The following is a 24,584-nucleotide window of genomic DNA, read 5'->3' as shown; positions in this document are numbered from 1 at the left end:
CCTCGATGATGTGCGCGGGGCGCAGGTGAGCACTAATCCGTGTCCAGACACGGATTAGTGCTCACCTGTGCTCACAACTGGTAGGTCGAGTTGATGATCGCGCCCTTGCGCGCGTAGTAGATGAGCGCGTCCTGGACGTCGAGCGGGTGCGTCGGGATGACGCCCTCGATCAGGTCCTCCTCGCGGGCCCCGTGCAGCGACAGCCCGAAGCGGCAGCAGTAGGCCTTGCCGCCCTCGGCCATGAAGGTCTTGAGCTGGTCGTTGATGTTGTGCTCGCCGGGGAAGGCCGAGCTGCCCGTCGTGGGGAAGCCGCGGGTGGCCAGGCAGTTCAGCGAGCCGGGGCCGTAGAAGTAGATCGCGGTCTCGAAGCCCTTGCGCAAGGCGCGCGTGGCCTGCAGGACCGCGACGAAGCTGACCGAGGACTCGTGCGCGATGCCGTGCACGAGGGTGAAGTAGGTCTCGCCGTTCTCCGCCTGCAGGTCGGGGAAGACCTTGGTGCCGCCGTAGATGCTGGAGCCCTCGGGCAGGGAGGGGTGCGGGATCTCCTCGAGGCTCTTCTGCTCGACGTCGGACAGTTCGGCCGTGGTCATGGCACTCCTTGGTGGGGGCGGTGGAGGATGCTCCTGCCGGGCGGGTCGATGCGGACCCGGCCTCGTGGTGACAGAGCCAAACAACGACCCGTGACAGAAGTGTTTCCACGTGACTACGGGCCGGTGACCGGATTCGACGCCGGTGACCACGGTGTTTCGAAACAATGGGCAATATCGCGGCAGTCCGCCGGCAACCACCCGGAAACGAATCCTCCCGACGCTTCCCCGAGAACGCGTATTCGTGGAGAGGAACGACCGGCCATGACCGTCACGCCCCTGCGTGGTCCCCGGAACGGCATTCCGTCCAGCCTGGACGGGGCCCATCGACCCGTCGTCGTCGTGGGCGGCGGGCAGGCGGGCCTGTCGATGAGCCGCTGCCTGGCCCGCGCGGGCGTGGAGCACCTCGTGCTCGAGCGCGACGAGGTCGGGCACTCCTGGAAGACCTACCGCTGGGACACGTTCTGCCTGGTCACGCCGAACTGGCAGTGCCGGCTGCCCGACTTCCCCTACGGCGAGGGCGGCTACGGCGGCACCGACCCGCACGGGTTCATGGTGCGCACCGAGATCGTCGACTACCTGGAGGCGTACCGGGACTTCATCGACCCGCCGCTGGTCGAGGGCGTCGGGGTCACCCGGGTCTCCCGCGACGACCACGGCACCTACGTCCTGGAGACGACGGCGGGCCGGCTGACCGCCGACCAGGTCGTCATCGCGACCGGCGGCTACCACACCCCGATCACCCCGCCGCTGTCCTCGCCGCTGCCCGCCGGGATCACGCAGGTGCAGTCGGAGCACTACAGGAACGGCTCGCAGCTCCCGCCGGGCGAGGTGCTCGTGGTCGGGTCCGGGCAGTCCGGCGCCCAGATCGCGGAGGACCTGCACCTCGAGGGCCGGCAGGTGCACCTCGTCGTCGGGAACGCGCCGCGCGTCGCCCGGTTCTACCGCGGGCGGGACGTCACCGACTGGCTCGACGACCTCGGCTACTACCGCATGCCGGTCACCGAGCACCCGCGTCGCGAGGCGGTGCGCGCGCAGGCCAACCACTACGTCACCGGCCGTGACGGCGGGCGCGACATCGACCTGCGCGCCCACGCCCGCGACGGGATGAAGCTCTACGGCCTGATGACCGACCACCGCGACGGCGTCCTGCACTTCGCCCCCGACCTCACCGCGAGCCTCGACCACGCCGACGAGGTCTCGGAGTCGATCAAGGACACGATCGACAAGCACATCGCGGCGAAGCAGATCGACGCCCCGGTCGAGGACCGCTACACCCCGGTGTGGGCGCCGCCGGAGGACCCGACGTCGTTGGAGCTCGCGTCCTCCGGCATCACAAGCGTGGTCTGGTGCATCGGGTTCCGGCAGGACTTCTCCTGGGTCGACGTGCCGGTGTTCTCCGGCCGCGGCGCCCCCGGCCACAGCCGCGGCGTCACCTCCGCGCCCGGCCTGTACTTCCTGGGCCTGCCCTGGCAGTGGACCTGGGGCTCGGGCCGCTTCTCCGGGGTCGGCGACGACGCCCGGTACCTCGCCGAGCGCATCCGGTCGCAGCGTGGCCTGACGTCGTCGGGCGGGCGCGGCGACGTGTGCAACGTGCTGGCGCTGGGGTCCTGACGGCGGGTCGGTCTCGTTCCGAGCGAAGGGCACCTTCGCTCGAATAGACCGCCGAAGGGCGCCCTTCGCCATGAGACGACTGCAGACCCCGCGATGAGCGAAGGGCACCTTCGGTCGGATAGACCGACGGAGGGGGCCCTTCGCTCGGTTCCGGACGGCGGGTCGGGCCACCGGCGCGCAGGCACCATGACGCGGTGACGATCCGGCTGTTCGTAACGATGCGCGCGGCCGCCGGCACGGGCCTGACGCAGCGGCTGTCAGCCGTGGCCCACTGCTGACGTCCGGTGTCAGCAGCTCGCCACGCTGACGCGAGCCGTGCTGTCGACTGGTAGACCGGCGGGCGTGATCGACGAGGTCCGGCTCGACCTGCCGGTGCGGGCGGCGCTGCCGTCACTCGGGGCCGCGCTGGACGAGCACGGCACGGCCGTCCTCGTGGCGCCGCCGGGCACCGGCAAGACGACGCTCGTCCCGCTGGCGCTGGCGGGCAGCGTCGCCGGCAGGGTCCTCGTCGCCGAGCCCCGGCGGGTCGCGGTGCGGGCTGCCGCGGCGCGGATGGCGTCCTTGCTGGGCGAACGCGTCGGCGACCGGGTCGGCTACGCGATCCGCGGGGAACGGAAGCCCGGGTCCCGCGTCGAGGTCGTGACGACGGGTCTGCTCGTCGCCCGGCTGCAGCGCGACCCGGAGCTCGCCGGGGTCGGCGCGGTGATCCTCGACGAGTGCCACGAGCGCCACCTCGACACCGACCTGGCGCTCGCCTTCGCCGTCGACGCCCGCGTCCTCCGGCCGGACCTCCAGCTGCTCGCGACCTCCGCCACCGCGGCCGCGGACCGCCTCGCCACCCTGCTCGAGGGCCCCGTCGTCACCGCGCCGGACCCGCTGCACCCCGTGGACGTCGTGTGGAGCCCGCCCGCGAAGCCCGTGCCGCCGCCGCGCGGGATGCGGGTCGAGCCGGCGCTGCTCGACCACGTCGGCGCGACGACGAGGCGGGCGCTGACCGAGGCCGACGGCGACGTCCTCGTGTTCCTGCCCGGGCGCCGCGAGATCGACGAGGTGGCGCGGCGGATCGGCGGCGTCGACGCCGAGGTGCTGACCCTCCACGGCGGGCTGGACGCCGCGCAGCAGGACGCGGTGCTGGCCGGGTCGTCGCACCGCCGGATCGTGCTCGCCACCGCGATCGCCGAGACGAGCCTGACGGTGCCCGGCGTGCGCGTGGTCGTCGACGCCGGGCTCTCCCGCCGCCCGTGGACCGACCACGCCCGCGGTCTGGACGCCCTCGTGACGGTGCTGGCGTCGCAGTCCTCGGCGACCCAGCGCGCCGGTCGCGCGGGTCGTGAGGCACCCGGCGTGGTGTATCGATGCTGGTCGGAGGCCGAGCACGCCCACCGCGACCGCGACGACGCCCCCGAGCTCGCCCAGGCCGACCTCGCCGGCTTCGCGCTCCAGCTCGCCCGCTGGGGCACCCCGGACGGGAGCGGGCTCGCCCTGCCGGACCCGCCGCCCGCGACGGCGTTCGGCACGGCCCGGGAGCTGCTGCGCGGGTTGGGGCTGGTCGCCGACGACGGGATCACCGACCGCGGGCGCGCCGTCGCCACGGCCGGTGTCCACCCGCGCCTCGGGCGGGCCCTGCTCGACGGCGCGGCGGCGGTCGGCGAGAAGACGGCGGTCGAGGTCGTGGCGTTGCTGGCCGCGGAGGTCCCCGGCGACTCGGACGACCTCGCCGAGCGACTGCGCACGGTGCGCGCGACGAACGACCCCCGCTGGCGCACGGAGGTCCGCCGGCTCCGCCAGACCTCCGGCGAACGTGACACCACGCAGGCCGAGCGCGCCGGGAAGATGCCCCAGGCATCTCTCGGCGAGACCGACCGGCCCGGGCGCGACCGACCCGCCCGCGAGAAGCACACCAGGCATGCCACCGGCAGCCGGAACCTGCCTGATGGAGCTCTCGGCGAGACCGAGGCGCCCGCCGCCGTCGTCGCCCTCGCCTACCCCGACCGCATCGCCCGCGCCCGCGGCCAGGACGCCCGCGAGTTCCTGACGACGGGTGGCACCGGTGTCGAGCTCGCCGCCGGCTCGCGGCTGCGTGGCCAGGAGTGGGTCGTCGTCGCGGACGCGGTGCGCGGGCCGGGCGACCGGGTCGCGAAGGTGCGTCTCGCGGTGCCCGTCGACGAGGACCTCGCTCGCTGGGCCGCCGCCCACCTCCACGCCGACGACGAGGTGGTCGCCTGGGAGGACGGCGACGTCGTCGCCGAGCGCCGCGAGCGGCTGGGCGCGATCGTCCTCGCCCGGCGGCCCCTGAAGAGCCCGAGCAGGGAGGCCGTCGCGGCCGCCGTCCGGAAGGGTCTGCAGGAGGAAGGCATCGACCTCCTCCGGTGGACCGACGAGGCCACGTCACTGCGTCGGCGTCTCGCCTTCCTCCACGCCGCGCGCGGCGAGCCGTGGCCCGCCGTCGACGATGCGTCCCTGCTCGCGCGGACCGACGAGTGGCTCGACCTCGCCCGCGTCCGCCGCCGCGCGGACCTCGGCCGGACGACGCCGCACCTCACGGCCCTGCTCCCCTGGCCGGAGGCGGGCCGGCTCGACGAGCTGGCCCCGACCCACGTCACCACCCCGGACGGACGACGGGTCCGGGTCGACTACACCGCACCCGGCCGGCCCACCGTCGCGCTGAAGCTCCAGCACGCGTTCGGCTGGGAGCGCGCGCCGGTGCTGGCCGGCGTCCCCGTCGTCGTGCACCTGCTCTCGCCCGCCGGGCGGCCCGCCGCCGTGACCGCCGACCTGGCGTCGTTCTGGGGCGACGGCTACCGCCAGGTGCGCGCCGACCTGCGGGGCCGCTACCCGAAGCACGCGTGGCCGGAGGACCCGCAGCATCAGTCCTGAGACGCCACCTTCTCCAGCTTCTGCTTCACCGTCTTGCGGTCCTTGGTGTCCTTCTCGTGCTCGAGGGCCTTCTTCGCCTCGCCGGGCTCCATGGACGTCGCCCGCTTCACGGCGTCGTCGGCGTTCATCTCCTCGAGCTTCGCGTCCGTGCGGGCCTGCTTGGCCTCGTCGGTGTTCGCGACGTCGCCCTGGCCCTTCCTCGACGCGTCCTTCTTCTTCGCCCGGGTCTTCTCCTGCTCACTTGACGACAGCTCCTCCCAGGCCTTCTTCGGGAGGTAGCGGTCGGTGCCGTCGTCGCCGCGGGCCTGCGCGGAGCCGTCGGCGGTCTGCCACTCCTCGTCGGTCCACTGCTTGAGGCTCTGCTGCTGCTCGGTCGGCCGGTCCTTGTGCTCGTAGTCGCCGCCGTGGCGCTCGTACTCCTGGGTGAGCAGCTGGCTCTTGCGGGCGGACCACTTCCCGGGCGCCCCGCCCTTGTCCGACTGCTTGATCTCCTCCTTGAGGCGCTCCCGCAGCTCGGGGTCGGTGTAGTCCTTCTCGTAGTCCTGCGCGCCCTTGGCCATCCGGACGGCTACCCGCGGAGGCGTCCCTGCTCGCGCACGAGTCGGTCGAACTCGGCCGGCCCGCAGATCGTCAGCATCCGCACCGGCTCGTCGCCCAGGACCCACAGCGAGTGCTCGACGTCGCGTGGCAGGAAGATGAAGCCGCCCTCCTCGGCGGTGAACTCGTCGTCGCCGCACCGACCGCCGACCCGCCCGGCCAGGACGTGGAACATCTCGTCCTCGCCCTCGTGGGTGTGCGGGGCGACGACGAGCCCGACCGGCGCGGCCTGCTCCATCACCGACACCCGCCCCTCGGTGTCGTCGGCCGAGGCCTTCACCGTGAATGCGGCGCCGTCGAAGTCGTAGGTGTCACCGGCTCCGGCGGGGCGGACGAACCAACTCATGGTGGAGGTGTGCTCCGCACCCGTGAGCACTAATCCGTGTCCAGGCACGGATCAGTGCACACGAGGCGTCAGCCACCTGCCGCCCGGATCACCGCGCTGAGGTCGCCGTGCAGCCGGAGCAGCTCCTCGACCGGCATCCCGAGCCGTTCGACGATCGCCGGCGGGATGCGCTCGGCCTGCGCCCGCAGCGCCCGGCCGGACCCGGTCAGCGTGACGGCGAGCGTGCGCTCGTCACCCGGGACCCGCCGTCGTTCGAGGTGGCCCTGGGCCTCCAGCCGCTTGAGCAGCGGCGAGAGCGTGCCCGGGTCGAGGGCGAGCTTCTCCGAGAGCGCGGTGACCGAGAGCGGCTCGTCGCCCCACAGCGCCAGCATCACCAGGTACTGCGGGTGCGTGAGCCCCATCGGCTCGAGCAACGGGCGGTAGAGCGCGATCACCGACCGCGCCGCGACCGCCAGCGCGAAGCACACCTGGTTCTCCAGCGCGAGGGGGTCGATCTCGTCGGGGGCGGCCGTCACACCCCGGACCATACACTTGGTGTGCATACTGTTGGGGTGCAAAGCGTCAAGCGGCCCGGTCCCCTGTGGTGGCTCTGGTACGCCTACGGCGGCGGGCTGCCCCGGCGGTTCTCGGCCTGGGTCCTGCACGACACGACCTGCCGCACCTGGTGGCTGCGCCACATCGCCCGCATCCTCGTGCAGATCGCCCCGTTCGCGGCGGCGATCATCATCTTCGTCCCCGGCCCGCTGTGGCTGCGGACGATGTGCGCGCTGGGTGGCGGCATCATGGGGATGATCTTCGCGGTCGCCTACGTGCACGAGACGGCCGAGCACCGGCTGCTCAAGGCCGGCTACCCCGTGGGCACGGGCGTCGCGACCCGCGCCGAACGCGACCGCGAGTCCGACGAGGCCGCCGCGGCCCGGTATGCCGCCCGCTACCGCCGTTCCTGACGACGGGTCCTAACGGCTGGAGACCACCTGGCTCCCGTCGATCTTCCAGCCGCCGTCCTGCGCCACCATCCGGAACAGCGTGCGCTCCTCGCTGGTGCCCCCGCCGCGGCGGACGTAGGTGACCGTGGCGTCGACGGAGTCGCCCGGCCCCGGAGACACGCCGCGCACGTCGACCCGGCTGATGTCGCCCCAGAACCGCGCGTACCCGTCGAACCCGCCCGCGGTGGTGCGCTGGTAGGACGGCGTCAGGCGCTGCCAGCCCTCCGGGAGGTCCGTCGGGATCAGGCCGTAGTAGTCGATGACCGCCTGCTGCTGGGCGACCTGGTCCGACGTGCCCTGCGCGGGAGCCACGGGCGCGTCCGACGTCGAACCGCCGCCGGCGGAGCCGGACGTGCCCGACGAATCCGACGACCCCGACGGCGGCCCGACCGCGGCCGTCCCCCCGTCTCCACCGGTCCCGAGCACCAGCGCCACGGCGACGGCCGCCCCGACCAGCACCAGCGCGAGACCCACCGCCACCAACCCACGACGACGGCGCGGCCGGGCCTCCTCCGTCGGCTCCACCGGGGCCGGCTCCGGACGGGCGGGCTCCGCACGGGCCGGCTCGGGCGCGGTCTGCGGGCGCGTCGGCGCGGACACCGCGGCCGCGACGAGCCGGTCCGACCCGCCGCCGGACGACGGGACGGGGGCCGGGTCGACCGGGGTCACGGGCACCGTGGGCCCCGTCCCGGGGTGCTCCCCGGCCCACTCGTCGGTCTCCACGTCGACGGCGGCGAGACGCTCGAGCTCGTCGCGCACCTGGTGCATCTCCGGGCGGTGCACCGGGTCGGCGGCCAGCATGCGGTCGAGCAGCGGCGCGAGCGTCCCGGCGTGCCGCGGCGGCGGGTAGTCGCCCGTGGCCACCCGGTGCAGCTGGGCGAGCGCGTTGTCCCCCACCCCGAACGGCGGCCCGCCCTCGACCGCGGCGTAGATCGTCGACCCGAGCGAGTAGACGTCGGAGCGGAAGTCGGCGGTCGCGCCTCGGGCGACCTCGGGGGCCAGGTAGGCCGGGGTGCCGGCCATCATCCCGGTCGAGGTGATGGTGGCCTCGTCGATCGCGCGGGAGATGCCGAAGTCGGTCACCTTGACCACGCCGTCGGCGCCGAGCAGGACGTTCCCCGGCTTGACGTCGCGGTGGACGATCCCGGCCGCGTGGGCGGCGGTCAGCGCGGCGGCGACCTGATGGCCCATCGCGGCGGTGTCACGCGGGCCCAGCGGCCCGTCGGCGGCGATCGCCTCGGCGAGGCTCCGCGACGGGAGGTACTCCATCACCAGCCACGGCTGACCGTCGTGGTCGACCACGTCGAACACCGAGATCGCCTGCGGGTGGTGGATGCGGGCGACGAGCCGGCCCTCGCGCATGACGCGGTCGTAGGCCCGGTCGCGGCTGCGGTCGTCGACCCCGCTCGGGAGCCGGACCTGCTTGAGGGCCACGGTCCGGCGCAGCGTCTCGTCCTCGGCGCGCCACACCACGCCCATCGCGCCGCTGCCGACCTGCGCGGCGAGTCGGTAGCGCCCCGCGATCAGCTCGTCGTCCTCCGCCATCGGCTCCCCTCCCTCCCGTCCGCGGCGTCGTCGGAGTCTGCCCATCCGGGCCCCGAGGTAGTCCGTCGATGATCAGCGGCCCCGACGCGGCGCGCACACGGCCGTCCGCCCGTCGATGACGGCGGGCGAACCCTGTCTATCGGACACGGTCCGCCGACCGTCGTTCCGCTCCCGGACGCGATCCCCGGCACCCCGTGGCGCCTCGGGAGGTCAGCCCGCCGGGGCCACCGACGCCCGGTACCGCTCCACGAGCAGCGACGCCACCGCCGGGTGGTCACCCAACGGCTCGCCGACGACCGCCGCGCCGACGCCCGCCGCCCACCGGTGGAACACCCCCGGCGCGAGCAGCCACGTCAGCAGCGCCACCGGCCGGTCCTGCGCCGCCACCACGTCCGCGAGCCGCGGCGCCCCGCCCGCGACGTAGCCGACCGGCACCTCGACGCCGAGCCGGTCGCGCACCACTGCGGCCGCCGACCGCAGGTCCTGCTGCGCCACCGGGTCCGTCGACCCCGCCGCCGCGAGCACCACGCGCTCGTCGGCCCACCCGGCGTCCCGGAGCCGCTCGAGTGCCGCGTCGACCAGGGCCGGGGAGGGTCCCAACGGCTCGGTGACCACGACGTCCGTGCGCCCCAGCGCGGCCAGCTGGTCCGGCACGTCGCGGCGCACGTGGAACCCCGAGGCGAGGAACGCCGGGACCACGACGCACCGGTCGTCGGGAAGCTTCGGCAGCAGGTCCGCGAGCTGCGGGCGCGCCACCCCGGCCCAGGCCAGGCGCACGTCGGTCCCGGGCGCCAGCGAACGCACCCGTGTCAGCAGCGCACCCCACGTCGCCCGCCCGGCCGGGTCGTTCGTGCCGTGGGCGAGGACGACCAGGGTCACGCGGTCCCCGCGACACTCATCGGGTCGAGCTCCGCTGCGCTCCGTCTCCCACGTGCTCCTCCAACCGCCGCACCATGGCACCGAGCCGGAACCGCTCCGGGGCGATCGACGGGACGTCCAGCCGGTCCAGCGGGGCGGCGGTGACGGGGCCGACCGCGCACGCGAGCACCTCGCCGCGGAACGCCGCCAGCAGCTCGGGCGCCCGCCCGGTCGCCTCCGCCCGGTGCACCAGCCCCTCGACCGCGGGCGCGGAGGTGAACGTCACCGCGTCCACCTCGTGCGCGATCACCGCCGCGATCAGGGCGTCGACCGCGGGCAGGTCCGGCGGCGGCTCCCAGCGGTAGACGTGCACCTCGACGACGTCGGCCCCCGCCGCGCGCAACGCCGTCAAGAAGTCCGTCATCGGGTCGCCGTGCAGCTGCACCGCGATCCGGCGGCCGTCCACGCCGAGGGCGAGCAGGTGCTCGAGCACCTCCGGCGAGGACTCGGTCTCGTCGGCCGACCACGCCTCGCGCAGCCCGGCCCCCCGGATCGCGCCGCGTGCCTTCGGTCCGCGCGCGAGCACCTCCGCCTGCCCCAGGACCGTCCGCAGCCGCTCCCCCAGCTCCCAGGAGTCGGCGACCTCGAGCCACCCGCGGAAGCCCTGCCCGGTGGTGGCGACGACGACGTCGGGCGGGGCCTCCACCAGCGTCCGGGTGACCGCCGCCAGTGCCTCGTCGTCGGCCAGCGGGACGATCCGCATCGTCGGGCCGTGCACCGTGGTGGCGCCGCGGCGGTGCAGGAGGTCGATCTGGTCGTCGGCGCGGCGGTCGGCGGTCACCCCGACGCGCACCCCGTCCAGCGGTCCGTTCACCACCTGCACAGGGTAGAGGTGCTCACACGGACGCGTACGAGACCGTCGCGCCCGTCGTCGGGTCGGTCGCCGCCTTCGGACGGCGCATGTAGACGACGTAGGTCACGACGAAGCAGACCGCGTAGAACGCGAGGAAGGCCCAGAACGCCGGGACCCCGCTCTGCACGGCGAGGAAGGACTGGCGGAACGCCAGGTTGATCAGCAGGCCCCCGAACGCCCCGACGGCCCCGGCGATCCCGATGACGGCCCCGGAGACGCGGCGCGCCCACAGCAACGCCTCGTCGGTGTCCCGGCCCGAGGCCAGGGCCTTCGTCCGGAAGATCGACGGGATCATCTTGTACGTCGACCCGTTGCCGATCCCGGAGGTGATGAACAGCAGCGTGAAGCCGGTGACGAACAACCCGAGCGACTGCGCGCCGGACGCGACGATGCAGATCAGGGTGGCCACGGCCATCGCGACGAAGTTCCAGAAGGTCACGCGGACCCCGCCGACCCGGTCGGAGAGCCAGCCGCCGACGGGCCGGATCAGCGAGCCGAGCAGCGGACCGATGAAGGTGACCGCGGCGGCCTGCACGGGCGAGCGGCCGAACTGGTTCTGCAGCACCAGACCGAACGCGAAGCTGTAGCCGATGAACGAGCCGAACGTCCCGATGTAGAGGAACGAGAGGATCCAGGTCTGGGCGTCCTTCGTGGCCTCCGCGAGCGCGCCGGTGTCGTTGCGCACCGAGGAGAGGTTGTCCATGAACAGCGCCGAGCACAGCGTCGCGATCACGATCAGCGGGATGTAGATGCCGAGCAGGATGCGGATGCCGGTGACGCCGCCGCCCGCGGTGGCGAGGATCAGCAGGCCGAGCAGCTGGATCACCGCGACGCCGAGGTTCCCGCCGCCCGCGTTCAGGCCGAGCGCCGCGCCCTTGTGTTTCTCCGGGAAGAACGCGTTGATGTTCGTCATCGACGACGCGAAGTTCCCGCCGCCGACCCCCGCGATCGCGGCCAGCACCATGAGGGTCGTGTAGCTGACGCCCGGTTCGACGACGAACGCCGCGAGGACGGTCGGCACCAGCAGCAGGGCCGCCGCGATCACCGACCAGTTCCGGCCGCCGAACACCGCGACCGCCATCGTGTAGGGCAGGCGCAGCACGGAGCCGACGAGGGTCGGCATCGCGACCAGGAAGAACTTCCCGGCCACGTCCAGGCCGAACGCCTCGTTCGGCATGAACAGCACGAGCACCGACCACAGGGTCCAGATCGAGAACCCGATGTGCTCGGAGAACACCGAGAACCACAGGTTGCGGTTCGCGACGCGCCGGCCGGTCGCCTGCCAGAACGACTCGTCCTCCGGCCGCCAGTCGTCGATCCACCGGCCCCGCAGCAGTCCCTCGGAGCGTGCCGCCACCGCCATCGGCCGTCCGCCTCTCGTCCCGCCGGGGCGCGACCCGCACGCGCCCTGTCGGCGGCCGACGCTAGGGAGCGGCTGTTACGTGGCGGTGACGCCGTGTTGCCGGTGATCGACGGTGCGGTGCGTGCTGCGTCACGGACCTCAGAGCAGCTCGGTGATCACGCGCGCGGCGTGCTCGAGGCCCCGCAGCGACTCCCGGGTGCACGCGGGGTGCTGGGCGTGGACGGCGAGCCGGAAGAGCAGGCCGTGCAGCAGCATCTGCGGCCAGGCCTCGAGGTGCGACCAGCGGGTGACGATCCCCGGGTCGGCGCCGCCCCAGGCCAGGGCGTCCACGACGACGACGGCGGCGGCCCACTCCGCGGGCCGCCAGAACGGCACGAGGTCCAGGACGGCGGGCGGGGTCTGGTCGGCCTCACCGGTGCCGGCGCCCTCGAAGAGCACGGTGCCGAACAGATCGCCGTGCACGAGCTGGAGCGGCAGGGTCGTGTCCACCCGGCGGCGCGCGAGCTCGGCGAACAGGTCCCCGCCGGTCTCGGCGTCCAGGGGGGCCTTCTTCTCCCCGAAGGCGGCGCGGTCGGCGCGGGCCAGGATGTCGTCGCGGGTGTCGACGATGCGCGGGCGGGCGATGCGCCGTGTCGCGCGGTGCAGGCGCAGCGAGACCGCCACGACGTCGTCGTGCCGGGGCCGGATCTCCCCGGCGACGTCGTGGCAGGCCGCCCAGCCGGAGACGACCCGCCGGCCGTCGGAGGCGCGGACGGGCCGGGCGAGGCGGACGCCGTCGACCCCGTCCGTCCCGAGCTCCTCGAGCGTGGCCGCCGACCACGCCGCGAGCACGGTGTCCGAGACCGGGCGCAGCAGCACGCCGTCGCAGCTCCACGCGGGGCCGGGCAGGTGCGGCCGGGGGCGCGGCACGGAGTCGCGGACGCCGAAGGCCGTGCGGACGTGCAGCGGTGGGCCCTCGGGCTCGCCCGCGGCAGGGTCGTCGGAGGAGTCCTGGGAGGAGTCGTGAGCCACCGCGGTCATCGTTCCCCCGTCGCCCCGCCGAGCCTGCCCGTCACGCTCCGCACGCTACCGCCGACACGGGTCGAGTCAGGGGCACGCCGACCGGCGTGTCCGTCTCCGCCGCTCCGGCGCCGATGGCCCCTCAGCGGTCCGGGACCTTGCGTAGCACCCGGGCCACCCGGTCGAGCCACCACGTGGCCCGGTCCGGGGACATGGCCGGGAGGGTCCCGACGGCGGGTCCGGGCGCGGCGGGCAGGACGGGCAGCGCCCCGTCGACCGGTACGAGCGACTCCGGGACCGTGTCCGCGGCGAGCAGGCTCGTGGTGCCCAGCCCGCAGGCGAACGGCAGCTCGGGCAGCGCCCCGGCGAGGGCGAGCCCGGCGGCGAGCCCGACCGAGCTCTCCACCGCCGAGGACACCACGCACGGCAGGCCGATCTCCGCCGCGATCCGCAGCGACGCGGCCACCCCGCCCAGCGGCGCGACCTTGACGACGGCGACGTCGGCCGCCTCCGCCTCGACCACCCGCAGCGGGTCCGACGCCCGCCGTATCGACTCGTCGGCGGCGACCGGCACGTCCACCCGGCGGCGGACCGCGGCCAGCTCCTCGACGGTGCGGCACGGCTGCTCGACGTACTCCAGGCCGCCCGCGGCCCGGTCGAGCTCCCGCACTGCCGCCACGGCGTCGTCGACCGACCACCCGCCGTTGGCGTCCACCCGCACCCGCCCGCCCGGGCCGAGCGCCGCACGCACGGCCTCGACGCGGGCGAGGTCGTCGGCGCGCGTCTGGCCCGCCTCGGCCACCTTGACCTTGGCGGTGCGCGCGCCGGAGGCGGCGACCGTCGCGTGGGCCTGCTCCGGGTCGACGGCGGGGACGGTGACGTTGACCGGCACGCTCGTCCGCCGCGGCGCGGGCCAGGCGGGCCCGAGGGCCGACTCCAGGGCGCACCGCAGCCAGGGCACGGCCTCGTCGTCGTCGTACTCGACGAACGGGCAGAACTCGCTCCACCCGCCGTCGGGACCGGACAGCAGCAGCGTCTCGCGCGTGGTGATGCCGCGGAAGCGGACCCGCATCGGCAGGGCCACCGGGTGGGCCCGCAGCTCGACGCCCCCCGCCGTCGTCACGCGCCCGTCCACCCGACCACGCTAGCGCCGCCATGATCGCGGCGCGGCCTACCGTGGGGGGATGGACCGCTCCCGCCCCGTCGAGGTCGTGGCGACCGACGGCTCGCCCGCGGCCGCCCGCGCGCTGGGCGAGCGGCTGGTGGCGGCGGTCGCGGGGCACGGCCCGGCGATCCTGCCGACCGGCCCGGACGACCCGCCCCCACCCGCGGTGCTGACCTCGCCGGTCCCGCCCGGCGTCGCCGCGGTCGTCACGACCTCCGGGTCCACCGGCACGCCCAAGGCCGTCCGGCTGTCCGGCACCGCGCTGTCCGCCTCCGCGACGTCGACCGCCGCTCGCCTCGGCGGGGAGGGGCGCTGGCTGCTGGCCCTGCCCGCCCACCACGTCGCCGGCATCCAGGTGCTGCTGCGCTCCGCGCGGGCCGGGGCACCGGCGGCGGTGATGGACCTGCGCGAGGGCTTCCGGCCGGACGCGTTCGCGGCCGCCGTGGCCGAGGCGTACCCGCCCGTCTCCCGGCTCTCGCTGGTGCCCACCCAGCTGCGGCGGCTGCTCGACGACGCCGGGCCGGGCCTCGACGCGCTCCGACGCTTCGACGCCGTGCTGATCGGCGGGGCGGCCGCGGAGGCCGCGCTGCTGGCGCGCGCCCGGACGGCGGGGGTCCGGGTGGTGACGACGTACGGCATGAGCGAGACCTGCGGCGGCTGCGTGTACGACGGCGTGCCGCTGGACCGGGTCACCGTGGAGATCGTCGACCCCGACGCGACCGGCGCCGGCCGGATCGTGCTCGGCGGCGCGACCGTCGCCGAGGGGTACCAGGGGCCGGCCGACCCGGCCTTCCTGCCCGGCCGCCGCTTCGCGACCTCCGACCTCGGGCGGCTCGGCGACGACGGCCGGCTGCAGGTCCTGGGCCGGGCCGACGACGTCATCGTGACCGGCGGGGAGAAGGTGCCCCCGGCCGTCGTCGAGCAGGCACTGCTGGACGTCCCGGGAGTGCGCGAGGCGTGCGTGGTCGGCGTGCCGGACCCCGAGTGGGGAGCCCGCGTCGTGGCCGTGGTGGCCGGGGCGGACCTGGACCCCGAGGAGGTGCGGGGGCAGGTCGCGCCGAGGTTGGGCCGCGCGGCGCCGCGTGCCGTCCGGGTGCTCGACGCCGTGCCCCTGCGCGGGATCGGCAAGCCCGACCGGGCGGCCGTGCGGGCGATGTGGCTGGCGCCTCGTGAGTACTAATCCGTCCTGGGACACGGAGAAGTACTCACAGGCGCGTAGCGCACCTCGAGTGCCGCGAGGTCGTCGGCCAGCCAGCCGAGCCATCCCCACGCGTCGACCAGGCGCAGGGCGACCGCCGGGTGGGCCGCCCGGTCGGGCAGGTCGGCCACGGCCCGGAGGCCGTCCCGGACGAGCGCCGGGGGCGGGGCCGGGACCGGGCGCGGGTCGCCGTCGTGACCCAGCTCGGCCGCCCAGCGGTGGTACCGGTCGGTGACGGTCCCGACGTCCTCGCGCAGCCGCGCCGCGAGACCCGGCCACGGCGCGGCGCAGGCCGACCCGGGCTCGGCCGCGAGCGCGCTCCGGGCGCCCCGACTCACCCGGTGGAGGACGGCGAGCACGACCATCCAGTCCAGGTCGTGGTCGTGCCCGCGGTGCTGCTCGGACCGGAACTGGGTGTAGGTCGCCTCGTAGCGGGCGATCCCGACGACCGTCGCGGCGAGCCGGTCCGACACCACCTGGCGCGGGACCGTCCCCGCGAGCCACGCGGTCGTCCCGTCGACGAGCTCCGCGGCGTCCTCCAGGCCGAGCGACGCGGCCCGACGGATCTCGCCGTGGCCACCGGCGGGCCACACGGCGACCCCGACCAACAGCCCGATCGCCGCCCCGAGGAACACGTCGAGCACGCGCTCCGGGCCGAGCATCCACGTCGGCGGGGCGAGCTGCGCGAAGAGGACCGCGACGACCAGGGTGAAGCAGGCCTGCGCGGCGACCGTCCCGGCGAACCGCCCGGAGGCGACCGCCACCACCACGACCACCGGCAGCAGCGCCGCCGTCGCCACCGGGTACGGGCCCACGAGCAGCACGAGCCCGATCGCCAGCGTCCCGCCGATCGTCGTCCCCAGCAGCGCCGGCGGCAGGGCGGCCCGCGTCGACGCGGCCGACGTCCGCAGGAGCGTCAACGTCGCGAGCAGGACCCAGAACCCGTGCGCCACGTCCAGCTCGCCCGCGACCAGGCGGGCGAGGGCGAGGCCGACGCCCAGCCGCAGGGCGTTCTGCAGGTACACCGACCGGAGCGAGAGGTGGCACCGCACGCGCCGCCACCACAGGCGCACCGAGGAGGCACCGGCGTACCAGAACGGGTCGTCGGCGAGGTCCTCGCCCGGACCGGTCGGGGTCGGGACCGGCCGCCGGGGCGCCAGCACGGCGTGCGTCGCGAGCACGACGATGCGCGCCTCCTCGGCGACCTGCGAGACGGCGACGGCGGCCTCGGCCCGCGCCACCGCCTCCTCCCCCGGCCCCAGGACCTCCACCGCGTGCAGCCGCCGTGCCGTGAACGCGGCGCGGGCCGCGTCGAGGCCGTCGAGGTCCGGGGGTGCACGGTGGCCGGCGAGGGCGGCGGCCACCTGGTGCAGGGCGTGTGCGACGGCGGCCAGCAGTGCCCGCGGCGCCTCGGGGTCCGGTCCGTTCGCGGGGCCGACCGGGGCGGGCGGCCACTCCTCGAGGGCCACGACCCGCTGGTGCAGCGCGCGCAGCGCCGCGGCCAGGTGCGTCAGCCCGCGGTCGGCGGCGCCCGGGCCGGTCGGGCGTTCGGCGACCGGGACGACCGAGAGCCGCAGCCGCTCCGCCGTCCACGCGGACCTCCGCCGGGCCCGGGCGAGGTCCGCCCCGTCGGTCGCCGGCGCCTCGAGGTGCGCGGCGAGGGCGCGGGCGGCGGCCGCGGCCCGCCGGGCGAACGGGCGGGGCGACGCAGGCGGGAGCAGGAACCGGTCGGCGAGGGCGAGCAGCGCCGTGCCGATCACGAGCCCGGCGAGCCGCAGCGGGAGCTGGTCGGGCTCGAACGGCGGGAAAGACGGCAGGATGTAGAGCAGGTGCAGCCCGACCACCACGCCGGCCGCACGCGGTCCGCCGAGGGCGAGCAGGGCCACCGCGATCCCGGCGACGAGCACGCCGAGCGTCGCGGCCGCCGTGCTGACGGCGAGCAGCGACCCGAGGGTCACCAGCACGAGGCCGACGAGGCAGCAGCCCGCGATCGTGCGGAGCCGCTGCGCGGGGGTGCCGCTGATCTCGGAGAAGACGCCGAACCCGAGCACGCCGAAGACCGCGTACACCGCCACGGTCGGCTCACCCAGCCCGTAGCGGCACGCGAGGAAGCCGACCGAGGCCGCGACCGCGATGCGCACCGCCCGCCGGGTGGCGGCCAGACCGGGATCGCGGCGCAGCAACCACCGCAGGAGACGCCGCCGCACCGCGTCATCGTGGCGCCGCGGCGACGTGGTCGGAAGTCCCCGGCCGGAGCGCCCAGGAGTTGAGCGAAGGGCCCCTTCGCTCGATCTACCCGTCGAAGGGCGCCCCTCGCCCGCCGACCCCGTCCCGAGCGAAGGGCACCATCGGTCGATCTACTCGAGCGAAGGGGCCCTTCGCTCGAACGCGGGGAGCGGTACCGGCGACCCGGGCCGCCGGCGCCTAGGGTCGCTCGTCGTGGATCAACCGCTGTTCGACGACTCGGCCTGGCGCCCGGTGGAGGGCTTCGACTTCACCGACATCACCTACCACCGTGCGGTGGACCTCGGCTGCGTGCGGATCGCCTTCGACCGGCCGGAGGTCCGCAACGCGTTCCGGCCGCACACGGTCGACGAGCTCGCGACGGCGTTGGAGCACGCGCGGACGAGCGCGGACGTGGGCGTCGTCCTGCTGACCGGCAACGGCCCGTCCCCCCGGGACGGCGGGCACGCGTTCTGCTCCGGCGGCGACCAGCGCATCCGAGGCCGCACGGGCTACCAGTACGCGTCGTCGGAGACGGCGGTGAGCGCCCAGGAGCAGGGCCGCGCCGGACGCCTGCACATTCTCGAGTGCCAGCGCCTCATCCGGTTCATGCCCAAGATCGTCATCGCCGTCGTCAACGGCTGGGCGGCGGGCGGCGGGCACTCGCTGCACGCGGTCTCGGACCTGACGCTGGCCAGCGCCGAGCACGCGCGCTTCAAGCAGACCGACGCCGACGTCGGGTCCTTCGACGGCGGGTACGGCTCGGCCTACCTCGCGCGCCAGGTCGGGCAGAAGTTCGCCCGGGAGATCTTCTTCCTCGGCCGGACCTACACCGCCGAGCAGATGCACCACATGGGCGCGGTCAACGAGGTCGTCCCGCACGCCGAGCTGGAGACCACGGCGCTGCAGTGGGCGCGGGAGATCCTCGGCAAGTCCCCGCAGGCCCAGCGGATGCTGAAGTACTCGTTCAACCTGATCGACGACGGCCTGGTCGGCCAGCAGCTCTTCGCCGGCGAGACGACGCGCCTGGCCTACATGACCGACGAGGCCGTGGAGGGCAAGGAGTCGTTCCTGGAGAAGCGCGCCCCGGACTGGTCGCCGTTCCCCTGGTACTACTGACTGCTACACCTGACACGTCCCGGGACGCCAGATCCTGCGCCACGTCGCCCTCGCGGCGGGAGTCCGGAGGTCGACCGCCGTGTGCACCGAACAGGCCGACCCCGCCGCCGTCGCGTTCGCCGCGCCCCGCGCCGCCGTCGGGGTGGCCGTGGACCCCGTCGTCCTGGAGCCCGTCGACGCGCTGACGATCACGGTGCTCGTCGACAACTCGTTCGACGCCCTGCTGGCGAACACCGACGTCGCGACGCGGGCACGCCTCGGCACCGGGCCGGGACTGGAGGCGGAGCAGTACGTCGACGGGCTCGCCCGCCCGGGCCTGGTCGCGGAGCACGGCTTCTCCGCGCTGGTCACGGTCACCCGCGACGGGCACGACCACACCCTGCTCTTCGACACCGGCGTCTCCCCGGACGGCATGGCCACGAACGGTCGGCGGCTCGGCGTCGACCCGACCGACGTCGCGGCGGTCGTCCTCTCGCACGGCCACGCCGACCACACCGGCGGCTTCCCCGGGCTCGAACGTTGGCTCGGGCGGGCGGCGAGCCCGCTCGTGCTGCACCCGGCCGCGTTCACGCGGCGCCGCCTCGCCCCGCCCGGCGGCGAGCCGTTCGTCATGCCGCAGCTCGACCGCGCCGCCCTCACCGGCGACGGGATCGAGCTGATCGAGCGCCGCGAGCCGTCGTTCCTGCTCGGCGGGAGTGTGCTCGTCACGGGCGAGGTCGACCGCACCACCGAGTTCGAGCGGGGCATGGCCTTCCACGAGGCCCTGGTCGGCGACGCCTGGACCCCGGACCCGTGGATCGTCGACGACCAGGCGCTCGTGGTGCAGGTCCGCGACCGCGGCCTGGTCGTCCTGACCGGGTGCGGCCACGCCGGGGCGGTGAACATCGCGCGGCACGCCCTGCGGCTGACCGGCGCCGACCGGCTGCACGCCCTGCTCGGCGGCCTGCACCTCACCGGGCCGGGCTTCGAGCAGATCATCGAGCCGACGGTGTCCGCGCTCGTCGACCTCGCCCCCGACGTCGTCGTGCCCGCGCACTGCACCGGCTGGCGGGCGCAGATGCGGCTGGCCCAGGAGCTCGGGGACGCGTTCGTGCCCGGCGCGGTCGGCAGCCGCTACACCTTCTAGGTCACGAGCTGCCAGCGCGCGCCGCCGGGCCCCGAGGTGACCTCGACGGGATAGGTGCGGCCGTTCACGTCGGCGGTGCACGACGACGAGCCCGCGCCGCCCGTCGCCAGGTCCCACCCCAGGGCCCAGGGGCAGCGGGCGGACTGCACGGCGTAGCCGGACTGCTCGACGATCCCGGCGCTGATGGTCTGCTCCAGGGACACCCGCGACGACCCGCCGATCCCGAGCACGGTGTGCCCGACCAGCGCCAGGAGCGCGCCCACGACGATGCCCGCGGCCAGCGCGGGCCGGGCCCGACGCGGCCGCTCCGCGGTCGGCACCGGGACCGCGGCCAGCCCGGCCGGGGCCGCGGACGTCGGCGGGGACGGGGCGAGCGCCACCGGGCCCGCCAGCCACGTGGACACGTCCGGCAGCCAGGTCGTGACGACGGCGGCGAGCACCGCCACCGCGTGCACGACGCTGAGCACCACCGGGAGCGTGCGGTCGAGGGTGACGACCGGGAACACGTCGAACACGACCGACGAGAGCGCGAGCACCGTCAGGAACGGGCGGGGGCGACCGCGGCCCTGCTGCAACCGGCGCGTGGCCCAGACCAGGACTAGCCAGTGCGCCACCGGCGGGAGCGCGAACAGCACCGCGACGAGCACCAGCAGGAAGACCCGGGCGGACTCGTTCGGCGCGGTCGAGGTGAGCGTCAGCCCGCCGGCGGCCACCACGACCAGCTGCGTGACGACGCCCAGACCCAGCACGACCCACCACAGCGTGACGGCCACCGTCGCCGCGAGGGGCCGGCCCGACCCGATCTCGGGCGGCGCCGTCCGCACGGTCGCCTCCTCGTCGGGAGGCGGCGGGAACACCGACGGACTCGCCATGACGTTCTCCCCCCGGAGCGGGTCACCCGGACCAGCCGAGTACCCCGGTCGGGGCTCCTGTGCACCGTTCATGGCCGTTGTCTACGACCCGGCGTCCGGGACCCCTCCCGGGACGCGTCGGTCTCCTCCCGAGGATCCGGCACCTACCGGCGGTGGCGGCTCGGCGCGTTCAGGTCGTTCAGGCGCTCGTCGGGGGTCTCGGACCGGTGGCTCCCGGAGCGTCCCGGAGCCGACGGGGCCGGCTCCTCGGCGCGCCGACGCCGGCCGGGGCGCGGCGGGGCGTCGGCCATGGACGGCGACGGGTCGTCGCCGAACGACATCAGCCGCCGTCGTCCGGACGGGGCCCGCCCGACCACCCCGGTGATCGCCTCCGGGTCGCTGTCCCGACGACGGGGCGGCGCGGTCGGGACGGGGACGGCCCGGCCCGGCACCCGCGTCGCGGGCAGCGGGCCGCTGGGAACCCGGCCGGGCGGTGGGCGCAGCGCCGGACCCGGCTGGGAGAACGGACCCGCCCGGCGGGCGTCGGGGACACGGACGGCCGGGGACCGGAAGCGCGGGTCCGCCCGGAAGTCCGAGGCCGGCCGCAGCGCGTTGAGCGCCGCGAGCGGGCTCTCCTCGGTCTCCGCGGGCACGACCATGCCGCCAGCCGGGATCTCCGGCGGCGCCGGCACCGGGCGGCGGGGCCCACGCGGCCGCAGCGGTCGCTGCGCCGGCCCGGGGACCAGGGCGGGCCGGCGTCCGGCCGCTAGGTCCTCGATCCAGCCCAGGCCGAGCGCGAGGACCACCGTCAGGACGACCGCGGTCCCCACCATCGCGCCCGTGGAGTCCCAGCCGAGGCGCTCGTCGATCAGCGGGGCGAGGGCGATCGCGACGTTGTGCCAGAGGTAGATCGTCACCGCGCGGGCGTTGATCACGGTGATCAGCCGGCCCAGCAGCGGGATGCGCTCGAGCCAGGCCAGCCGCGGGGTGTAGCGCAGCACCAGCAGCACCGCGCCGAGCGAGACCAGGGCCTGGCCGAGCGGGATGTCGTTGAGGTCGATGCCGATGTCGCCGGCCGGGTTGGCGAGCGCCCACGCGACGCCCGCGCCGATCGCGACGCCCGCCGCGAGCAGCGCCCAGCCCCACGGCATCCGGCGCAACGACCCGTCCCGGTGGGCGAAGCCGAGCATCCAGCAGCCCGCGAAGATCGACGCGTCCACGAGCGCCGTCCCGACGGGCCCGAAGTCCCGGACCGCCCCGCCGAGCAGGGCGTCGACCGCGACGACGACGAGCGGCGCGGCGAGCGCCACCGCCGGCCGCCGCCGCCACGCCCACAGCAGGGCGGGGGTGAGCAGGACCAGCCACAGGTAGGTGCGGATGTACCAGAGCACGACGGTCGCGTCGCCGGCCCACTCGCTGCCCGGCGGGTCGAGGACCGGCACGAACCAGAACAACCACTCGGTGATCGGAGGCGTCTCGTCCGGACCGAACCCGTGCCACACCATCACCGGCACGACGATCAGCCCGAACAGCCAGAACGGCGGGAGCAGGCGCTTGAGCCGACGCCCGATCACGTCGACCGCCTCGGCACGGGCCAGCGACGCCAGCATCAGCGAGCCGCCCAGCGCGAACATCACGCCCATGGACGGGAAGACGAACGACAGCCAGCCCCACCCGACGATGTGGTAGCCGATCACGCGCACGAGGGCGATCGCGCGCAGCACGTCGAGCCACCGCGTCCGCTCGAGCGGCTCCTTCCCGACGGCGGGTGCGGCCGGCTTCGACGGTGCGGCTTTCGTGCCACTGGACGACAGCATGGCCGCACTGCTGACACCGGGAGCCACCGCCGCCACCGGCACCGGCGCCGCCTGGCCTGGCATCAGCGCCCGCAGCGCCCCGAGCCGCTGGATGCGCTGCCAGCGCACCCGCCCGCCCGTCACGGCGGCGAGCAGCGAGCGGACGAGCACCGCGTACATCAGCGGGCGGTAGAGGATCTGCTGGACCGGCGCGACCCACAGCGGGGCGAGCGGTTCGCCGTCGAGCCGGAAGGCGTACGCCGCGCCTGCGGTCTGCACGGCGAGCATCGAGCCCCAGAGCACCAGCGTGAGCGCCGGGTCGCCGAAGATCAGGCCGTAGACGAAGAAGACGTCCACCAGCGGCGCGGCCAGGGGGAACAGCACCTGGAAGATGCCGATGTGGCCGAGCCCCAGCCACCCGGTACGTCCCGAGGCGCCCCGCTCGCGCAGGGAGCGGCGGTGCTTCCAGACCGCCTGCATCGTGCCGTAGGTCCACCGGTAGCGCTGGCGCCACAGCTGCGACACCGTCGTCGGGGCCTCGGTCCACGCGACCGCGCGCTCCTCGTAGACCACCCGCCAGCCCGAGCGGCCCAGGGCGATCGTCAGGTCCGTGTCCTCGGCCAGCGTGTCCAGCGACAGCCCGCCGACCTCGAGCACGGCCTCGCGCCGGAACGCACCCGCCGCGCCGGGGATCGTCGTGATCGCCTGCATCGTGTCCTGGACCCGCCGGTCGACGCCGAAGCCGACCACGTACTCGATGTGCTGCAGGCGCGGGATGAGCGCGGCGCGGTTCGCGACCTTCACGTTGCCGGCGACCGCGCCGATCCCCGGGTCGGCGAACGGGGCGACCAGGCGGGCGATCGTGTCCGCCTGGAACACGGTGTCGCCGTCCATCATGATCACGAGGTCGTGCTTCGCGCGGGCGACGCCGGTGTTGAGCGCGATCGGCTTGCCGCTGTTGGGCTGGCGGATCACGCGCACGGCGGGCAGGGCGAGCGACTCGACCAGCTCCGCGGTCCCGTCGGTCGACCCGTCATCGACCACCAGGACCTCGAGCGGGTGGTCGTTCGCGAGGATCGAGCGCAGCGTGGCCTCGATGTTCTCGATCTCGTTGTAGGCCGGCACGATCACCGACACCGGGGCGAGCGCAGCGACGGGAGAAGCTCCTGCGGGCGCCGCCGGCGGGTCGGGTCCCCAGCGGAACTCCGGGTCCCGACGACGGCGGGCGTGGCGGCGCGCGACGACGAGCGTCAGCAGCAGGCGCAGCACGACGATGCCGCCGACGGCGAGCAGGAGGCCGGTCAGCACGCGCACGACGCCGGTCGCGACGTCCACGGCCCCGACCAGGCCGCCGCCGACGAGCCGGTCGCGGTCCGAGGCCGGGGCGTGCGCGGCCGGGGCGCCGACGGCGCCGGTGACGGTGTCGAACCGGTAGCCCCGCGCCTGCAGCTCGGGGATCAGCCGGTCCAGGGCGGCGACGGTCTGCGAGCGGTCGCCACCCGCGTCGTGCAGCAGCACGGTCGCACCGGCTCCGTCGCGCGGGGTCGAGTTCCGCACGATCGCCTCGACGCCGGGCCGCTGCCAGTCCTCGCCGTCGACGTCGGTGAAGACGTTGACGTAGCCGTCCTGCCCGGACTCGAGGACCGCGTCGTAGGCGCGGTCGTCGATGGCGTCGGGGGTGGAGGAGAACGGCGGGCGGACCAGGTAGGTCGTCTCGCCGGTGGCGCCGGCGATGGCCAACTGGGTCTCGCCGAGCTCGCGCTCGAGGCGCCAGCGGGGCACCTGGGACAGGTCGGCGTGGGTGAAGGTGTGGATGCCGATCTCGCCGCCGGCGGCGCGGATCTGGCGCAGCAGCTCGGGGTGGCGCACGCCCAGCGAGCCGACGACGAAGAACGTGCCCGGCACTCGGTGCTTCGCGAGCACCGCCAGGATCTGCGGGGTCCACGTCGGGTCCGGACCGTCGTCGAAGGTCAGGGCGACGGTCCGCGGCGGCAGCGCCGTGGACCGGGCCGGCGCGACCCGCCCGTCGACGAACGTGCCGCCACCCGCGACCGACGCGGGGACGGCCGCGCTGTCGCCCTGCTCGTGCTCGGAGTCGTTGCCGATCGAGGCGTTGACCAGGCCGGTCACCCCGAGCACGGTGATCACGAGGAGAGCGAGGACCCCGACGACGAGCCAGGTCCCGACCGACGGCCCGGTGCGCGCGTTCGTCGCCCGTCGCCCCACGCGCCCACCCCTTCCCGACCTCGACCCGACCACCGACCCGACCACCACGGACGGCCACCGTGACGGCAGTGTGACATCTCGATCCGGTCACGGCGGGACCCTCCTGACCTTGGCATCTCACCCACCGTGAGCACCTCCGGGCGATGCGTCCGGTTCGTCCGGAAGATCGTCACGGCGCGGGATCCCGGTCGGTGC

19 protein-coding genes are annotated in these 24,584 nt (G+C 75.1%); 6 read left to right on the top strand and 13 right to left on the bottom strand.

Features of this window, described 5'->3' with window-relative positions; translation table 11 throughout:
- Nucleotides 1–71: 71 nt before the first annotated feature.
- A complete protein-coding gene (locus WCD74_RS07365) occupies nucleotides 72–590 on the bottom strand; it encodes an MSMEG_0572/Sll0783 family nitrogen starvation response protein (RefSeq protein WP_169182070.1) in 519 nt (172 codons plus the stop codon).
- Nucleotides 591–851: 261 nt separating this feature from the next.
- Between WCD74_RS07365 and WCD74_RS07360 the strand changes: the two genes are divergently transcribed.
- Complete coding sequence (locus tag WCD74_RS07360) at nucleotides 852–2,201, top strand: MSMEG_0569 family flavin-dependent oxidoreductase (protein WP_337694173.1); 1,350 nt, start codon at nucleotides 852–854, stop codon at nucleotides 2,199–2,201.
- Between the two features lie 342 nt (nucleotides 2,202–2,543).
- A complete protein-coding gene (gene hrpB / locus WCD74_RS07355; RefSeq protein WP_337694172.1) occupies nucleotides 2,544–5,078 on the top strand; it encodes an ATP-dependent helicase HrpB in 2,535 nt (844 codons plus the stop codon).
- Here the strand turns inward: hrpB and WCD74_RS07350 are convergent.
- The 3 genes from WCD74_RS07350 to WCD74_RS07340 all read right to left on the bottom strand — a co-directional run bounded on the left by WCD74_RS07350 (nucleotide 5,069) and on the right by WCD74_RS07340 (nucleotide 6,536).
- On the bottom strand, nucleotides 5,069–5,638 hold the full coding sequence (locus WCD74_RS07350) for a hypothetical protein (RefSeq protein WP_337694171.1): 570 nt from the start codon (nucleotides 5,636–5,638) through the stop codon (nucleotides 5,069–5,071). The genes hrpB and WCD74_RS07350 overlap by 10 nt on opposite strands.
- A gap of 8 nt (nucleotides 5,639–5,646) precedes the next feature.
- A complete protein-coding gene (locus WCD74_RS07345; protein WP_337694170.1) occupies nucleotides 5,647–6,021 on the bottom strand; it encodes a cupin domain-containing protein in 375 nt (124 codons plus the stop codon).
- A gap of 68 nt (nucleotides 6,022–6,089) precedes the next feature.
- Nucleotides 6,090–6,536, bottom strand: coding sequence for a MarR family winged helix-turn-helix transcriptional regulator (locus tag WCD74_RS07340; protein WP_337694169.1), 447 nt, complete (start codon nucleotides 6,534–6,536; stop codon nucleotides 6,090–6,092).
- A gap of 36 nt (nucleotides 6,537–6,572) precedes the next feature.
- On the opposite strand from WCD74_RS07340, the gene WCD74_RS07335 reads away from it, so the two are divergent.
- Complete coding sequence (locus tag WCD74_RS07335) at nucleotides 6,573–6,968, top strand: DUF5313 family protein (RefSeq protein ID WP_337694168.1); 396 nt, start codon at nucleotides 6,573–6,575, stop codon at nucleotides 6,966–6,968.
- Between the two features lie 9 nt (nucleotides 6,969–6,977).
- On the opposite strand, the gene WCD74_RS07330 is transcribed toward WCD74_RS07335, so the two are convergent.
- The 6 genes from WCD74_RS07330 to WCD74_RS07305 form a co-directional block, all read right to left on the bottom strand.
- Nucleotides 6,978–8,552 (bottom strand): serine/threonine-protein kinase, encoded by a 1,575-nt coding sequence (locus tag WCD74_RS07330; protein ID WP_337694167.1) that lies wholly within the window; start codon nucleotides 8,550–8,552, stop codon nucleotides 6,978–6,980.
- Between the two features lie 210 nt (nucleotides 8,553–8,762).
- On the bottom strand, nucleotides 8,763–9,431 hold the full coding sequence (locus tag WCD74_RS07325; protein WP_337694166.1) for a sirohydrochlorin chelatase: 669 nt from the start codon (nucleotides 9,429–9,431) through the stop codon (nucleotides 8,763–8,765).
- Between the two features lie 16 nt (nucleotides 9,432–9,447).
- On the bottom strand, nucleotides 9,448–10,287 hold the full coding sequence (locus WCD74_RS07320) for a uroporphyrinogen-III synthase (RefSeq protein WP_337694165.1): 840 nt from the start codon (nucleotides 10,285–10,287) through the stop codon (nucleotides 9,448–9,450).
- Between the two features lie 19 nt (nucleotides 10,288–10,306).
- On the bottom strand, nucleotides 10,307–11,686 hold the full coding sequence (locus tag WCD74_RS07315) for a nitrate/nitrite transporter (protein ID WP_337694164.1): 1,380 nt from the start codon (nucleotides 11,684–11,686) through the stop codon (nucleotides 10,307–10,309).
- Nucleotides 11,687–11,824: 138 nt separating this feature from the next.
- Nucleotides 11,825–12,706 (bottom strand): TIGR02569 family protein, encoded by an 882-nt coding sequence (locus tag WCD74_RS07310; RefSeq protein WP_337694163.1) that lies wholly within the window; start codon nucleotides 12,704–12,706, stop codon nucleotides 11,825–11,827.
- Nucleotides 12,707–12,827: 121 nt separating this feature from the next.
- Nucleotides 12,828–13,808, bottom strand: a complete 981-nt coding sequence (locus WCD74_RS07305) for an o-succinylbenzoate synthase (protein WP_337694162.1) — start codon at nucleotides 13,806–13,808, stop codon at nucleotides 12,828–12,830.
- A 61-nt stretch (nucleotides 13,809–13,869) separates the two neighbouring features.
- On the opposite strand from WCD74_RS07305, the gene menE reads away from it, so the two are divergent.
- Nucleotides 13,870–15,030, top strand: coding sequence for an o-succinylbenzoate--CoA ligase (gene menE / locus WCD74_RS07300; protein ID WP_337694161.1), 1,161 nt, complete (start codon nucleotides 13,870–13,872; stop codon nucleotides 15,028–15,030).
- Here menE and WCD74_RS07295 read toward each other — a convergent pair.
- Nucleotides 15,027–17,255 carry an FUSC family protein gene (locus WCD74_RS07295; RefSeq protein WP_337694160.1) on the bottom strand — a complete coding sequence of 743 codons (2,229 nt, stop codon included), beginning with the start codon at nucleotides 17,253–17,255 and terminating at the stop codon, nucleotides 15,027–15,029. The two genes, menE and WCD74_RS07295, sit on opposite strands and share 4 nt — an antisense overlap.
- Before the next feature lie 232 nt (nucleotides 17,256–17,487).
- On the opposite strand from WCD74_RS07295, the gene WCD74_RS07290 reads away from it, so the two are divergent.
- Nucleotides 17,488–18,390, top strand: a complete 903-nt coding sequence (locus tag WCD74_RS07290; protein ID WP_337694159.1) for a 1,4-dihydroxy-2-naphthoyl-CoA synthase — start codon at nucleotides 17,488–17,490, stop codon at nucleotides 18,388–18,390.
- A 79-nt stretch (nucleotides 18,391–18,469) separates the two neighbouring features.
- Nucleotides 18,470–19,516 (top strand): MBL fold metallo-hydrolase, encoded by a 1,047-nt coding sequence (locus WCD74_RS07285; RefSeq protein ID WP_337694158.1) that lies wholly within the window; start codon nucleotides 18,470–18,472, stop codon nucleotides 19,514–19,516.
- On the opposite strand, the gene WCD74_RS07280 is transcribed toward WCD74_RS07285, so the two are convergent.
- The gene (locus tag WCD74_RS07280; RefSeq protein ID WP_337694157.1) at nucleotides 19,513–20,388 is read right to left on the bottom strand and encodes a hypothetical protein; all 876 of its coding nucleotides are present in this window, start codon (nucleotides 20,386–20,388) and stop codon (nucleotides 19,513–19,515) included. The genes WCD74_RS07285 and WCD74_RS07280 overlap by 4 nt on opposite strands.
- 143 nt (nucleotides 20,389–20,531) lie before the next feature.
- Nucleotides 20,532–24,389 (bottom strand): glycosyltransferase, encoded by a 3,858-nt coding sequence (locus tag WCD74_RS07275; RefSeq protein WP_337694156.1) that lies wholly within the window; start codon nucleotides 24,387–24,389, stop codon nucleotides 20,532–20,534.
- Nucleotides 24,390–24,584 lie beyond the last annotated feature (195 nt).

The sequence above is a fragment of the Actinomycetospora aurantiaca genome (genome assembly GCF_037401875.1).
Classification (GTDB): domain Bacteria; phylum Actinomycetota; class Actinomycetes; order Mycobacteriales; family Pseudonocardiaceae; genus Actinomycetospora; species Actinomycetospora aurantiaca.
Note: the sequence above shows the minus strand (reverse complement) of the source record. Positions and strands in the feature narration are given on the sequence as shown.